Origin of the sequence: Microbacterium sp. (assembly GCF_049661145.1) — a bacterium.
Classification (GTDB): Bacteria; Actinomycetota; Actinomycetes; order Actinomycetales; family Microbacteriaceae; genus Microbacterium.
The window spans coordinates 1-13652 of sequence record NZ_JBASZT010000191.1; the positions used below are offsets into that span (position 1 = coordinate 1).

Annotated in this window: 13 protein-coding genes; 6 read left to right on the forward strand and 7 right to left on the reverse strand. The window is 69.4% G+C overall.

What is annotated here, in order from left to right; genetic code table 11:
* The 6 genes from WBP48_RS08225 to WBP48_RS08250 all read right to left on the reverse strand — a co-directional run.
* Positions 1-702, reverse strand: a 702-nt coding sequence (locus WBP48_RS08225; RefSeq protein WP_424438789.1) for a glycosyl hydrolase family 32, incomplete at its 3' end; no start/stop codon positions are given.
* Positions 699-1646 carry a carbohydrate ABC transporter permease gene (locus WBP48_RS08230; RefSeq protein ID WP_424438792.1) on the reverse strand — a complete coding sequence of 316 codons (948 nt, stop codon included), beginning with the start codon at positions 1644-1646 and terminating at the stop codon, positions 699-701. The genes WBP48_RS08225 and WBP48_RS08230, both read right to left, overlap by 4 nt.
* 3 nt (positions 1647-1649) lie before the next feature.
* Positions 1650-2591 (reverse strand): carbohydrate ABC transporter permease, encoded by a 942-nt coding sequence (locus tag WBP48_RS08235; protein WP_424438795.1) that lies wholly within the window; start codon positions 2589-2591, stop codon positions 1650-1652.
* A gap of 54 nt (positions 2592-2645) precedes the next feature.
* Positions 2646-3938, reverse strand: a complete 1293-nt coding sequence (locus WBP48_RS08240) for a sugar ABC transporter substrate-binding protein (protein ID WP_424438798.1) — start codon at positions 3936-3938, stop codon at positions 2646-2648.
* A gap of 37 nt (positions 3939-3975) precedes the next feature.
* A complete protein-coding gene (locus tag WBP48_RS08245) occupies positions 3976-5142 on the reverse strand; it encodes a LacI family DNA-binding transcriptional regulator (RefSeq protein WP_424438825.1) in 1167 nt (388 codons plus the stop codon).
* 115 nt (positions 5143-5257) lie between these two features.
* Entirely contained in the window at positions 5258-5812 is a 555-nt protein-coding gene (locus WBP48_RS08250) for a TetR/AcrR family transcriptional regulator (RefSeq protein ID WP_424438801.1), read from the reverse strand.
* A 59-nt stretch (positions 5813-5871) separates the two neighbouring features.
* On the opposite strand from WBP48_RS08250, the gene WBP48_RS08255 reads away from it, so the two are divergent.
* The gene (locus WBP48_RS08255; RefSeq protein WP_424438804.1) at positions 5872-6861 is read left to right on the forward strand and encodes an NAD-dependent epimerase/dehydratase family protein; all 990 of its coding nucleotides are present in this window, start codon (positions 5872-5874) and stop codon (positions 6859-6861) included.
* A 190-nt stretch (positions 6862-7051) separates the two neighbouring features.
* On the opposite strand, the gene WBP48_RS08260 is transcribed toward WBP48_RS08255, so the two are convergent.
* The gene (locus WBP48_RS08260) at positions 7052-8371 is read right to left on the reverse strand and encodes an aminotransferase class I/II-fold pyridoxal phosphate-dependent enzyme (protein ID WP_424438807.1); all 1320 of its coding nucleotides are present in this window, start codon (positions 8369-8371) and stop codon (positions 7052-7054) included.
* A gap of 26 nt (positions 8372-8397) precedes the next feature.
* Here WBP48_RS08260 and WBP48_RS08265 point away from each other — a divergent pair, with 26 nt between their 5' ends.
* The 5 genes from WBP48_RS08265 to WBP48_RS08285 are packed head-to-tail and all read left to right on the forward strand — an operon-like array spanning position 8398 to position 13553.
* Positions 8398-9072 (forward strand): FMN-binding negative transcriptional regulator, encoded by a 675-nt coding sequence (locus WBP48_RS08265; protein ID WP_424438810.1) that lies wholly within the window; start codon positions 8398-8400, stop codon positions 9070-9072.
* Positions 9069-10646 (forward strand): amidohydrolase, encoded by a 1578-nt coding sequence (locus WBP48_RS08270; RefSeq protein WP_424438813.1) that lies wholly within the window; start codon positions 9069-9071, stop codon positions 10644-10646. The genes WBP48_RS08265 and WBP48_RS08270 overlap by 4 nt, the downstream gene beginning before the upstream one ends.
* Positions 10637-11629 (forward strand): NAD(P)-dependent oxidoreductase, encoded by a 993-nt coding sequence (locus WBP48_RS08275; RefSeq protein WP_424438816.1) that lies wholly within the window; start codon positions 10637-10639, stop codon positions 11627-11629. The genes WBP48_RS08270 and WBP48_RS08275 overlap by 10 nt, the downstream gene beginning before the upstream one ends.
* Positions 11626-12576, forward strand: coding sequence for an ABC transporter permease (locus WBP48_RS08280; RefSeq protein ID WP_424438819.1), 951 nt, complete (start codon positions 11626-11628; stop codon positions 12574-12576). The genes WBP48_RS08275 and WBP48_RS08280 overlap by 4 nt, the downstream gene beginning before the upstream one ends.
* Positions 12573-13553: an ABC transporter permease gene (locus WBP48_RS08285; protein WP_424438822.1), complete on the forward strand. Its 981-nt coding sequence runs from the start codon at positions 12573-12575 to the stop codon at positions 13551-13553. Before WBP48_RS08280 ends, WBP48_RS08285 begins: the two co-directional genes overlap by 4 nt.
* Positions 13554-13652: the final 99 nt, after the last annotated feature.

The window sequence follows — 13652 nt, forward strand, 5'->3', positions numbered from 1 at the left end:
CGCCGAGGTCGCGTGCTCCGCGAGGCACGAGAACAGGAGGACGGGCCGGCCGTCCACGACCTCGACCTGGGTGACCTCGAGCTGGCCGAAGCCGCGCTCGCTGGGCGCCGTCAGCGGCGGACGCAGCTCCCAGGTGCGAAGATCCGGCGACCAGCCGTGGCCGATCACGCCACGTCCGTCGATCGGGCCCTCCGGCGCCCGGGCGGTGACGAGCATGTGCCAGCCGTCCCCACCGGGATCGGCGAACACCCAGGGATCGCGGAAGGCCTCGTCGTGCCAGGCGCCGCTGTCCAGCGTCTCGTACCAGGGCGCCGCAGCGGCCAGCACGGGGGTTGGCGCCTTGTGCCAGACCAGCAGATCGGACGAGGTCGCGTAGCCGATGCGCTGGACGTTCTTGCCGCCGGCCGCGAGGCTGGACCCGGTGTAGAACAGGTACCAGAGCCCCGCCTCGTCCCGCACGATCGATCCGGTCCACGTGGCGAGGTCGTCGAAGGCTCCCGCGTCGCCGCGCACGAGCGCGTCGGCCACCGGGGTCCAGGTGACGAGGTCGTCCGAGACGGCGTGCCCGATGGAGGCGCGGTAGTGACGCGCGTCGGGGTCGTGCAACGCGCGAGACGCGTAGAGGAAGAAGAGGTGGTACGTGTCACCGTCGTCGGCGAACCAGAAGTCCCACACCCACGAGCCGGCGAGATCGAAGGTCATCCCTTCACCCCGCTGGCGGCGATGCTGCTGACGAAGGCGCGCTGGAACACGAGGAACACGATCAGCACCGGGAGGGTGATCAGCGACGTATATGCCATGACCTCGCCCCACGCCGTGTTCAGTTGGAAGAAGTACTGCATGCCGACCATGACGGGGCGCAGCCCCTCTTTCTGCACGACCATGAGCGGCCAGAGGTACTGGTTCCAGGCGGGCAGGAACGTGAGGATCGCGACCGTCGCGAACGCCGGCCCCGAGAGCGGGACGATGATGCGGCGGTAGATCCCGAACCAGCTCGCGCCGTCGATGCGGGCGGCCTCGTCGAGGGATGCCGGAATCGTCGAGAAGTACTGCGCGAACAGAAAGATCGAGAACGCGTTGGCGATGAAAGGCACGATCTGCACCTGATAAGTGTTCAACCAGCCGAAGTCGTACTTCAGCATCCCCCCTTCGAACACGAGCGTGGGCAGTTGCGAGACCCAGTAGACCATCGGCACGGCGATCGTCTCGAACGGGACGATGAGCGTCGCGATGATGAGCGCCATCACCACCAAGCGCCCCTTCCACCGCAGGCGCGACAGCGCGAAGCCCGCCATCGAGTTGACGATGAGTCCGAGGCCGACGGTGAGCACCGTCACGAGAACGGAGTTGAAGAGGAACTGCCAGACGGGCACTCTGTCGAACACCCCGAAGTAGTTGTCGAGGCTGATGTCGCCGACGGGGAGGAACGCCGCGGGCGAATCGACGTCCTGGAGGATCTGGCTGTCGGGCTTGAGGCTCGAGACGAACATGAACACCAGCGGGAACAGGAACACCACCCCGAAGGCGCACATGACGATGTAGTAGACGACCGAACCGATGCGGCGCCGTCGGCTCAGACTCGTTTCACGGTGCGGCGTCGGCGCGGGCGTGCCCGCCTGTGCTGCGGGGGTGAGTGTGGCGGTCATGGGTTAGTCCTTGTCTCGCGTCAGGCGGCGCTGGATGAGCGCGATGATGAGCACCGCGACGAAGAAGATCAACGAGATCGCGGCGGCGTAGCCGATCTCCTGCTGTTCGTAGCCCTTGCGGACGGCGTGGAAGACGATCGTCGACGTCGCACCGGTCGGGCCGCCCTGCGTCATGACGTCGACCTGTACGAACAGACCGAGAGCGGCGATCGTGATGGTAACGAGGACGAACACCATGGTCGGCCGAAGTCCCGGCCAGGTCACGCTCGTGAACTGTCGCCACGGGCTCGCGCCGTCCATCTTCGCGGCCTCGTAGAGCTCTTCGGGAATAGTCTGCAGTCCCGAGAGCCAGATGATCATGTGGAACCCGACCGCCTGCCAGATCGACAGCACGATGATCGCGGGAAGAGCCGTGCGCGGGTTGTTGAGCCAGTCCACGCTCTGCCACGCACCGAAGGTGATCGAGTCGATGAACGAGTTGATCAGCCCGTTCTTCTGGTACATGAACTTCCACAGGATCGACACCACGACGATCGAGGTGACGACCGGGATGAAGAAGATCACGCGGAAGGCGGTGACGGCCCGCATCCGCCTGTTCACGAGCACCGCCAGCAGCAGACCGAGACCGGCCTGCACGGGAACGACGACGAGCGCGAACATGAAGGTGTTCCACGCCGATTGCAGGAACATCGGGTCGGTTCCGAACGCGCGCGCGAAGTTGTCGAGGCCGACGAAGCGTGGCGGGTTCGGCGAGATCAGACGCGCGTTGGTGAACGACAGCCCGAAGGCGAGCAGGACGGGGATGACGAGGAACAGCAGCAGCAGGATGCCGGCCGGCGCGATCATCGCGACGCCCGCCCAGGTCTCCCGACCTCGGGTCGAGCGGAAGCGGCGCATCGCACGCCGGGGCTTGCCCGCGGCCGCGGTTGCAGGGGTGACAGTCATGACAACTCTTCCGGTAATGGAGCGGGCGGGGGAAGCCCCCGCCCGCTCGGCGGATCACTGGAAGCCGTATCCGTCGTTCGACGCGATGTTCGCGTCGATCTCGGTGACGGCCTGGTCGAGCGTCGACGCCACGTCGGCACCGTTCATGATGTCCTTCGCCGCAGTCTCGAACGTGCTCGAGATCACGGCATAGGCGGGCGTCTCGGGACGCAGCACGGCGAACTTCTGAGACAGCTCCACGAATGGACGGAGGACGCCCGCCTCGCCGAAGTACTTCGAGTCCGCGGCGGCCGACTCGGTCGCGGGGATCACGATCTGGTTGTCGGCGAACTGGGTGACGTACTCGTCGGCGAAGCTGAACTCGAGGTACGCGCGGGCACCCTCGGCGCTGTTGCACTCCTTCGAGATCGCCCACTGCCACGAGCCGCCGCCGATCTTCGGACCGGTGCCGAGGTCCGGCGGAGGCAGGATGAGCAGGTCGTCGCCGATCGCATCGACCGCAGCCAGCGCGTTCCAGACTCCCGTGTAGCTCAGCGCGACCTGGTCGTCGACGAACTCCTGGTTGCCGATCGTGCCGTCCGCGTTCGCGTAGCCGTCCTTGAACAGGTTCTGGAACCAGGTCCCCCAGGCGATCGCGTCGTCGCCGTTGAGGGCACCCTCGGCGGAGAGCATCGTGTCGCGGTCGATGAGGTCGCCGCCGAAGCTCTGCAGGAACGGCGAATAGGCGTACGGCCACCATTCCCCGGTGTCTTCGGCCCCGATGTCGATCGGTGTGTCGTAGCCGGCGGCCTTGAGCGTGGCCAGCACGCCGGCGAACTCGTCCTCGGTCCACGGCTCGTCGACGGTGGGGACGCGGATGCCGTTCGCCTCCAGCACGGACTTCCGCGCGAAGATCGACAGCGCGGCATCCCAGTATCCGGCCGAGTAGATCTCGCCGTCCCATGTGCCGACCGCGGTCGGCAGGAGCGAGTCTGTGATCGAGGAGGAGATGCCCAGCGGCTGGAGGTAGCCGGCCCACGCCCAGTTGGGCATGATCGGGCCGTCCAGATCCAGCAGGCAGGGCAGGTCTCCGGATGCCGCTGCCGCGACGACGGCGTCGTTGTAGGCACCCTGCGGGAAGGACTCCTCGACAACCTCGTACTCGTCCTGTGAGGCGTTGAAGTCGGAGATGATCTGCTTGTAGACCTCGAGTTCGGCGGGGTTGCCCGCGGAGTGCGTCCACATGGTGATCTTCGTGCGACCGTCCTCGGTCGTGCTGTCACCCTGCCCGGCCTGACCGCAGCCGCTCAGCGCGAGCACACCGATCAGTCCCGTGGCGGCGAGAGCCGCGACGGATGTGCGCTTCATTGTGGTTTCCTTGTCTGGTGATCGAAGCCTGCGTCGATCACCGATCGGGGGCCGCCGACGGCGGCCGCTCGGTGTGTTGTGAAGTCCGTCGCCGGTTCGGTTTGGCGACTTGCGCCGGCGGCGGACCCACGGAGTCTCGTCGGATGACGGGACACTCCATCTGGTGGTTGGCGTCCTCTTCCCCCGATGCGGAGGTGTCGCCTCCGTGCTCAGGTTCCCTTGTCCCAGGGCGCGGCAGCGCGCCTGAGAAAGCGGTCGCGCGGACGCCGAGCGCGACCTCCATGGCCCAGCGACCCATCGCGTAATGGGGCAGCGCCACGGTGGTCAGTGGGGGGTCTTGTTCGGCCGCGACGAGCTGCTGGTCGTCGTAGCCGATGATCGAAATGTCCTGCGGGATGCGCAGGCCACGGCGGTGGACGGCAATGTAGGCGCCGGCCGCCATGCGGTCGTTGAAGCAGAACAGGCCCGTCGGGCGCACCTCGACCGGCAGATCCAAGAGCCGTTCGGTGGCGGCGCGGCCGCCGCCGGCGGTGATCTCGCCGTGCACGTGCAGCGCGGCATCCGGAACGATCCCCGCATCCGACAACGCCTCGACGTAGCCGGCGTGACGGAGATCGGCGGCGATGGGCCGCTGCGGGGACAACTCGGTGTCGATGAAGGCGATACGTCGATGCCCCGCGGCGATCAGTTCGCGGGTGGCTGCCACGCCGCCCGCCCGGTCGTCCGGGACGACGCTGCGGAAGCCGGGCGTGCGGGGACGGCAGTCCAGGAAGACGGTGTCGGCGGGAAGTCCGTCGGGAACCTCGACGACCCGGTGCCACATCGCGGCGTAGATGGTCGCATCGACCTGCTGACTCGCGAGAGCGCGGATCGCGTCCTGCTCGATGTCGGCCATTCCACCCGTGTCGACGAGGATGACGAGCTTGCCGTTGTCGCGAGCCACGTCCTGCGCTCCGGCGAGCATGCGCCCCGCGTAAGGGGTGGTGGCGATCTGGTCGGAGATGATGCCGACAGTGCGCATGCGCTGCTGCCGAAGGCCGCGGGCGACCGCGCTGGGCGCGTAACCCACGGTGGCAGCAGCCTCTCGTACGCGGTTGCGGGTCTCTTCGGAGATCCGCGACTCCACGTCGTTGAGCACGAGTGAAACGGTGGTGACCGACACTCCGGCGGCTACGGCGACATCCGAGATGCGGGCTCGCACCATATCGATCACCCCCTTGTGATAAATCGATTTATCTACTGAGGTGATTATGTTCTCGATCTCCTCGCACGTCAAGCACTTGGAGATATCTCTCCGTGGACCCGGTCCGGCCTGCGAACTACCCGACCGCCAGCAGGGTGCGGCACAGCGACTCGAGCGCGGCACGCACGTCGTCGTCCGAAAGCGCCGACAGTTCACGCAGCGCCGGCTTGAGGTCCAGGACCAGGGCCAGACGCGCGCTCTGCTGCGGGGTGGGCCGATCCCCGAAGAGCACGGCGGCGGCGCGGTCGGTCAGCACGTCGAGCCGGCCGGCGATGTCGGGAAGGCTCGTGACCGCGGGGTCCCGGAAGTCGATGGGGGCCAACGACCGGTGCGCGATGACCACCTGCTCGATGTAGCCGACAATCAGCCGCTCGGCCCGTTCTTGCGCGTCGTCGACGCGCGCGACGTCGTCCAGCAGCGCCTCGAGCTCGCGGATCCGCTCGGTCAGCAACTCGCCGACGATCGACTCCTTGGTGCGGAAGTAGTAGTAGACGTTCGCCTTGACGACGCCCATCTCGTCCGCGATGTCCTGCAGGCTCGTCGCCGCGTACCCGCGCGTGAAGAACAGGCCCCGCGCCGTGTCGAGCACCCGCTGGCGGGTCCGCGCCGCCTGCTCCGATCGCTTCGCCACGTCCTCATGGTATCGTTAGCCATTCGGCTAATGAAATCCGCCGAGCGAAAGGAACGATCATGAAGGTGCTCGTGACGGGAGGCTCAGGGTTCGTCGCCAGCTGGGCCATCGCCCAGCTTCTCGAGCGCGGTGACACCGTCCGCGCGACGGTACGCAGCGATGCGAGCGCGGCACGCGTGCGGACGCAGTTCGCCGATGCGCCGGATCGCCTCGAGGTCGTTGTCGCGGATCTGACCGCGGATGCCGGGTGGCCGAGCACCATGACCGGCGTCGACGCCGTCCTGCACATCGCATCGCCGCTCGGCGCGTCCGGCGAGACCGAGCAGGCCCTGACCGCCGCCGCGAAGGACGGCACGCTGCGCGTGCTGCGCGCCGCCGTTGACGCCGGCATCCCGCGGGTCGTGATGACCTCCAGCGGCGCCGCCGCGACCCCGCCGCCAGGCGCGGCGGGCGAGTTCGACGAGTCGCTGTGGACCGATCCCGAGCAGTCCGATCTCGACGCCTACCGCCGGTCGAAGGCGCTCGCCGAACGGGCGGCGTGGGACTTCATGGCAGGTCAGACGGGTACGACCCTCACGACGATCCTCCCGGGCGCGATCTTCGGGCCTCTCCTCAGCCGCGATACCGTCGGTTCGGTCGGGATCATCGCCAGGATGATGACCGGGATGGCACGCGTTCCTCACATCGGTCTGCGCATCGTGGACGTACGCGACGTCGCGAAAGCCCACCTGCTCGCGCTGGACACTCCCGCGGCGGCCGGGCAGCGCTTCATCGTGGTGAGCGACCTGCTCACGATGCAAGACGTCGGGCGCGTACTCCACGAGCACTTCCCCGACCACGTGAAGTCTGCGCCGCGGGAGCTGCCCGATGTCCTCGTGCGCGCGGCATCCTGGTTCCGGCCCGAGCTTCGCGGGCTCGTGCCGATGCTCGGTCGCCGATACTCCTACTCGACCGCCGCCGCCCGATCGGTCCTCGGCTGGGAGCCGCGCCCGTCCGAACAGGTCGTCGTCGACACGGCTCGCTCGCTTCTCGACCTGGGGCTGGTCTAGAGCTCCCTTCCCGAGCGCAGCGCCGGCCCGGCACCGCGACCGCGCCCGCGCCGGTTGCTGCCGACTCCGCCGCTTGCTGCCGACTCTGCCGGTTACGGACGCGCAGCAACCGGCCGGCTCGGCACAAACCGGCCGACTCGGCGCCCCCGCCCCCGGCGCCGGACCCGGGCTCGGGTCCCGAGCGCAGCACCTACTCCCGGTGCCCCGCCCGGGCACGCAGTACCTCGGCGAGCGCGTCGGCGAAGAGCACGGACTCCGCGGGCTGCAGCGTCGCCGTGCACACGCGGACGAAGGGACGCTCCGACATCCGGAATCCCTCGCCGCCGCGCACTCCCCAACCTCGCAGCGCGAGATTGGCGACGACCGCGCTCTCGTCCGGCACCGGAACCATGATGCTGAAACCGCTCGCGCCGCGAGCTTCGATCCCCCTGTCGGCGAGCGCCGCCAGCAGTGCTCGCCGACGCTGCGCATAGATCTCCGCGGCGTCCGCGATCTGATTCCGCGCCTCCGGCGACGCCAGCAGTGCGGCCACGACGCGCTGCACGAAGTGGCTCACCCATCCCGGTCCGATCAGCTGCCGGCCCTGCACGGCACCCGCGGAGCCGGGATCGCTCGCGGCGACGGCGACGCGCAGATCGGGGCCCAGTGCCTTGCCCATGGATCTGACGACGGCCCAGTGCTCGCGCCCGGCGGTCAGCGAGTGGAAGGCCGCGCCCGCGATGAGGCTCGCGTGATCGTCCTCGATGACGAGCAACTCCGGATATGCGGCGATGACGTCGCGCAGCGCGGCCGCGCGCTGCGCGCTGAGCGCACTTCCCGAGGGGTTCTGCGCTCTCGGAGTGATCAGCAGAGCCGACGCATGCCGCTTCGCCAAGGTCTCTCGCAACGCGTCCGGCCGCATGCCCTCGTCGTCGATCGCGACGCCCACGATCTCCAGTCCGAGCGTGCGCAGCAACGAGAGGGTCGACGTCCACATCGGGTCCTCGACCAGGACGACCTCGCCCGGTCGCAACCGCGCCTTGAGCAGCCGTTCCATGAAATCGAGGGCGCCGTTGGTGACCGTCAGCTCGCCGCGGATCCCGTCCCTCTCGAAGTCGACCGCCAGCTGCGCCCGCAGCTCCGCCGCGACGTTGCTCTCGCGATACAGCGTGGGCCGGTAAGTGTCGGGGGTGAGAACCGCGCCCACGTCGGGGAGGAGTTCGGGATCCGGCTCCATCGCGGTCAGATCCCGGACGCCGTCGGGCAACTGCATCGTCAGACTCGCACGCGGAACCGGGGGCCGCGCTGACACCTGCGCACGCTTGCCGTGGGACGTGCGGATGACGCCACGCTCGCGCAGCATGCGGTAGGCCAACGCGACCGTTCCGGGGCTGACGCCGACGTCCGCGGCGAGTCCCCGGACGGAGGGCAAATGTGCCCCTTCTGTTAACTCTCCGTTACGGATCGCGCTGAAAATTGCGTCCGCCACCGCCTGTGATGAAACTGGACCCGACAAACTGTGAAGTAACACAGTTTCAGACTGTACTAGGACAGTGTATGTGGGTCAACCCGAATTTCGAGATCAGGCATCGCGCTGCGATCGCGGCCCTCGTGGCCGAGCATCCCCTCGCGACGCTGGTCGTCGGCGATCCCGTCCGGGTGGGGCACATGCCGTTGGTGCTGGAGAGCTGGGAGGACGAGATGGTGCTGCTGGGCCATGTGCCGATCGCCGATCCGGTCGCGCGCGCCATTGCGGCGGGCGGCCCGCTGACGGCGGTGTTCCAGGGCGAGTCGGCCTACGTGAGCCCGAACTGGTACGCGGATCCGGGCCTTCCCACGTACAACTTCTCCGTCGTCCACGTCGAGGGGCGCTGCGAGCCGCTCGACGAGGCGGAGCTGACCGCGCACCTGCTCGACCTGGCCGCACGACTGGAGGCGCATACTCACGTGCCGAAGGAGCATCCCTGGCAGCCGGATGACACCGCCTTCGCCCGCATGGCGGAACTGCTCCCCCGGATCATCGGGTTCCGGCTGCGCGGGGCGTCCGTGCAGGCGAAAGCGAAGCTCGGACAGAACCGCTCCGTCGCCGACCGCCGGGGAGCTGCGGCCGCGCTGCGCACCTCCGGCCGGGAAGACGACGTCGTCGTGGCCGAGCAGATGGAGGCCGCGTTGCGCATGCAGGAACAGCCCGAGATGCCGCACGCGTGCCCGCACCACGAGGATAAGCCATGAAGCTCGACACCATCATCCGCAATGCGGACATCCGGACCCTCGACGCCGCCCGCCCGCGTGCGCGCGACCTGGGCATCTGGCGGGGACGCATCGTCGGCCTCGACGAGGATCTCGACGGACTGGTCGCGACGGAGGAGGTGGATGCGCACGGCGCCACCGTGCTGCCGGGCTTCATCGATTCCCACACCCACCTGGCTCTCACGGGTCAGCGGCTCCGATCCGTCGACATCGGCGGGCTCACCGACCGGGCGGCGGCGCTGGCGCGCATCGCCGCGGCGGTCACGGACACCGGCGCCGACGACTGGATCGAGGTCGGCGGGTACGAGCACAGTCTGCTGGGCTCCCACCTGACCGCGCAGGAGCTGGAGACGGCCGCACCCGGACGCCGCGTCTACGTCCGGCACATCTCCGGGCACGCGGGAGTCGTCTCGCCCGCTGTGCTCGCTCAGATCCCGCCGTCCGTGCGGGAGAACCCGCGGGTGGAGTCCGGTCTGCTCGAAGAAGCCGACCTCGCCCACCTCCGCAGCCAGCTGTTCCCCTATCCCCTCGACCGGATCAAGGAGGCGATCGTGGCGGCGGCCGCCGCGATGCGTCGCGAAGGCGTCACCATGGCGATGGATGCCGGGGTGGGACTGCGCCTGGGAGGCATGAGCGGTGTCGACATCCTCGCCTATCAGGAGCTCCGCGATGCCGGCGAGCTTCCCGTGCGCGTGCAGGTCATGCCCGAACTGCTCGACCTCTCGCCGCAGCAGGTCGCCCGGACGGACGGCTTCTCGCGAGGGATCCCATGGGGCATCGCCACCGGGCTCGGCGACGACATGCTGCGCGTCGGCGCCGCCAAAGTGCAGCTGGACGGCGGGCTCATGGTGCACTCGGCCGCCCTGACCGAGGACTATCTCGACGGGGAGGGACGCGGCTGGCTGATCGAGGATGCCGAGACGTTCACGGAGCGGATCGTGGACGCCCACACGGCCGGGTGGCAGCTGGCGATCCACGCGATCGGCGATGCGTCCATCGACGTCGCGATCGCGGCGCTGGAGGAGTGTGCGCGCATCGCCCCGCGCCGCCGGTTCCCGCACCGCATCGAACACGCCTCGGTGGTGCGGCCCGATCAGGCCGAGGCCCTCGGCCGGCTCGGGGTCGCCGCCGTCGTGCAGCCATGCTTCATCTACAACTCCCTCGAGGAGTACCTCGACATGCTCGGCCCGCAGCGGGAGAGCTGGATGTACCGGTGGCGGAGCCTGGAGGCGGCCGGTGCACGACTGGTCTCCAGCACCGATCGGCCGCTGCTCGGATCCCCCCTCGAAGGCATCCGGTCGCTCGTTCGCCGCACCTCCGCGCGCGGCACCGTCACGACGCCGTCCGAGCGGATCGGGCTCCCCCGTGCGATCGAGACGTGGACCGTCGACGGCGCGTGGGTGGCCGGGATGGCGGATCGGCTGGGCCGACTGCGCCGGGGGTACCTCGCCGACCTCGTCCTCCTCGACACGCACCCGGAATCCGTGGCACCGGAGCGGATCCGCGACGTCCCGGTCGTCGCCACCATGGTGGACGGTGAGCTGCAATGGCATTGATCGCGACGCTCCCGTATCCCTGGCTCCGCGAGCGCGTCGCACAGCTCGCACAGGCGGAGCTCTCCCGCGGCGAGGTCGAGCTGATCGACTGGAGCCTGCGCGGCGAAGCACCCGAACGCGCCGACCTCGACCTCGTCGTCCTCCCTTTCCATTCCCTTTCGGACGAGGTTCCCGCGCCGTACGCGAGCGTGACCGCGATCGGCGCCTCGATCGAGGCCGCGCACGGCATCGGTGTGCTGCAGACGGTCTCGATCGGCTACGAGGGCATCGCCAAGCTCGTTCCGCCCGGCACCGTCCTGTGCAACGCGGCCGGGGTCATGGAGACCCAGACGGCCGAGCTGGCCGTCGCGCTGCTCCTGGCGCTGCAGCGCGATCTCCCCTTCTTCGCCCGCGCCCGCACCTGGCAGAACCACCGCACGCCCGGCCTGGCCGGCAAGCGCGTCGTCCTGCTCGGGCACGGCGGCATCGGCGCCGCCGTCCACCGGCTTCTCGCCGCGTTCGATGCGGACGTGGCCCCCGTCGTCCAGACCGCGCGCATCACCCCGGACGGCACCGTGCTGCACGCCGTCGCCGAGCTGGCGGACCTGCTGCCGACCGCGGACGCACTCGTGGTGACCCTGCCGCTGACCGAACGGACGGCGGGCCTCGTCGACGCCGGGCTCCTGGCGGCCCTCCCCGACGGCGCGGGCGTCGTGAACGTCGGCCGGGGCGCCGTCGTCGACACGGATGCCCTCACGACCGAGGTGATGAGCGGACGTCTGCGCGCCGGCCTCGATGTGACCGATCCCGAGCCGCTCCCGGACGATCACCCGCTGTGGTCGGCGCCCGCAGCTCTCATCACGCCTCACGTCGGCGGCAACACCGACCTCATGGCGGAGAACATCGCTCGACTCGTCTTCGACCAGCTGCGCCGACTGCTCGCCGGCGACGAGCCGCGCAACGTCGTGTCGGCCCCGACGACCCGGACGGGCGGCGCACCATGATCCGGTACATCCTGGGCCGGCTCGGCGGTGCCGTCGTCGTCCTGTTCGTGCTGTCGGTGCTGGTGTTCTCGATGGTCCGGCTGATCCCGGGCGACCCGGTCGCCGCGTTCGTGGACCCGAGCAATCCCGACCCCGAGCAGATCGCGGCCATCCGATCACAACTCGGGCTGGACCAGCCGCCCGTCCTGCAGTACGTCACCTGGATCGGCGGCGTGCTGACGGGAGACTTCGGCATGAGCCTCACGCGACCGGTCTCGGTGACCTCGCTGCTGGCGGATCGGATGCCGGTGAGCATCCAGCTGGCCGTGATGGCGACCGTGATCGCGCTGGCACTCGGCATCCCCGCCGGCATCTGGTCGGCGCGCCGGGCGGGACGCACCGCGGACGGGCTCGCCCGCGGCGTGTCGTTCGCCCTGCTCGCCATCCCACCGTTCCTGCTCGGTCTGCTCGTCATCCTGCTCAACGCGCGCACCGCGAAGCTCCCGCTCATCGGTTTCGTCCCCTTCGCCGCCGATCCGCTGCGCAACCTGCAGGTGATGATCGTCCCGGCGATTCTGCTCGCGCTGCCGTTGGGCGCGCTGATCATGAGGTACACGCGCGGCTCGCTGCTGGACACGTTCTCGCAGGACTACATCCGCACCGCCCGCGCGAAGGGCGTGCCGGCCGGCGCGCTCGTTCACCGTCACGCCGTGCCCAACGCGCTGATCCCCGTCGTGACGATCGTCGGTGTCGAGCTGGCCGGCCTGGTGGGCGGCGTCATCGTCACCGAGCAGGTCTTCGCCATTCCGGGGATCGGCGGGGCGCTGATCACCGCGGTCAGCTCGTCGGACTACCCGACCACACAAGGGGCCATCCTCCTGCTCGGCGCCGTCTACGTCGTCATCAACCTCGCGGTCGACCTGATCCACCCGTTGATCGACCCACGAGTGAGAGTGGGGAAGAAATGACCGGCACCCGTCGTCGCATCATTCCGTCGCTCGTGATCGGCGCGGCGCTGCTTTCGGCCATCGTGCTGCTCTCGGTCGTCGTGACGCTCTGGCCGCCGTACGACCCCATGGCCGCCAGCGGAGCGGCCTTCCTCGGGCCGAGCACCAAGCATCTCCTCGGGACCGACCACCTCGGCCGCGACACCTTCACCCGGCTCGCGATCGCGGCGAGCACGACGCTCGCCATCTCCGGAAGCGCGGCGCTCCTCGGAGCTGTACTCGGCGGAGCCTTCGGTCTGGCAGCCGGTTACGCCGGAGGCGTCACCGACGCGATCATCATGCGCTCGGCGGACGTCCTCCTCGCGATCCCCGCGATCCTCATGGCCCTGATCGTGCGCGTCATCCTCGGCCCGGGGGCCATGCCGATGATCCTGGCCCTCGGTATCGTGCTCGCGCCGACGTTCGCGCGGGTGGTCCGCGCGCCCGTGCTCAGCCTGCGGCACCGCGACTTCGTCGTCGCCGCCCAGCTCAGCGGCATCCACCCGCTCCGCATCACCGTCACGCACCTGCTGCCCAACGTCCTCACGCCGCTGCTGATCCAGTTCGCGGCGGCGGCGTCGTCCGTCGTGCTGCTGGAGGCCGCGCTCAGCTACCTCGGCCAGGGCGTTCAGCCCCCGAGCCCGTCGGCGGGCCGGATGATCGTCGAATCGCAGCGGTTCCTGCAGACCGATCCGCTCCTGCTGATCGCGCCCGCGTTCGTCATCGTGCTGCTGTCCGCCGCGTGGAACCTGCTCGCGGACGGTCTGCAGCTCCAGTTCTCGCCCCGGGAGGAAAGCGGCCTCCCGGGCAACCGCGCTCGGCGCCGTCGCACCCAGCGACGGCCGGGCACGGCCGTTCCATCGCCGGCATCCGCTGCTCCATCCCGCACCGCCACCGATCGCACGCCGTCGGCGGCCGACGCCGACGCGCGCCCCGAAATCACTCAACCCGAAGGATGACCATGTCACTGCACAAACCACTGGCGCTCGTCGCGGGCGCCGTCGCGGTTGCCCTCGCCCTGTCCGCCTGCTCCGGCGGCGGCGAGAGCAGCCCCAGCA

Coding starts and splice junctions, on each gene's coding strand:
- WBP48_RS08245 (WP_424438825.1), bottom strand. CDS start 5,142: ATGGTGCGAGCCCGCATCTCGGATGTCGCCGTAGCCGCCGGAGTGTCG.
- WBP48_RS08230 (WP_424438792.1), bottom strand. CDS start 1,646: ATGACCGCCACACTCACCCCCGCAGCACAGGCGGGCACGCCCGCGCCG.
- WBP48_RS08280 (WP_424438819.1), top strand. CDS start 11,626: ATGATCCGGTACATCCTGGGCCGGCTCGGCGGTGCCGTCGTCGTCCTG.
- WBP48_RS08265 (WP_424438810.1), top strand. CDS start 8,398: ATGTGGGTCAACCCGAATTTCGAGATCAGGCATCGCGCTGCGATCGCG.
- WBP48_RS08270 (WP_424438813.1), top strand. CDS start 9,069: ATGAAGCTCGACACCATCATCCGCAATGCGGACATCCGGACCCTCGAC.
- WBP48_RS08275 (WP_424438816.1), top strand. CDS start 10,637: ATGGCATTGATCGCGACGCTCCCGTATCCCTGGCTCCGCGAGCGCGTC.
- WBP48_RS08235 (WP_424438795.1), bottom strand. CDS start 2,591: ATGACTGTCACCCCTGCAACCGCGGCCGCGGGCAAGCCCCGGCGTGCG.
- WBP48_RS08255 (WP_424438804.1), top strand. CDS start 5,872: ATGAAGGTGCTCGTGACGGGAGGCTCAGGGTTCGTCGCCAGCTGGGCC.
- WBP48_RS08285 (WP_424438822.1), top strand. CDS start 12,573: ATGACCGGCACCCGTCGTCGCATCATTCCGTCGCTCGTGATCGGCGCG.
- WBP48_RS08240 (WP_424438798.1), bottom strand. CDS start 3,938: ATGAAGCGCACATCCGTCGCGGCTCTCGCCGCCACGGGACTGATCGGT.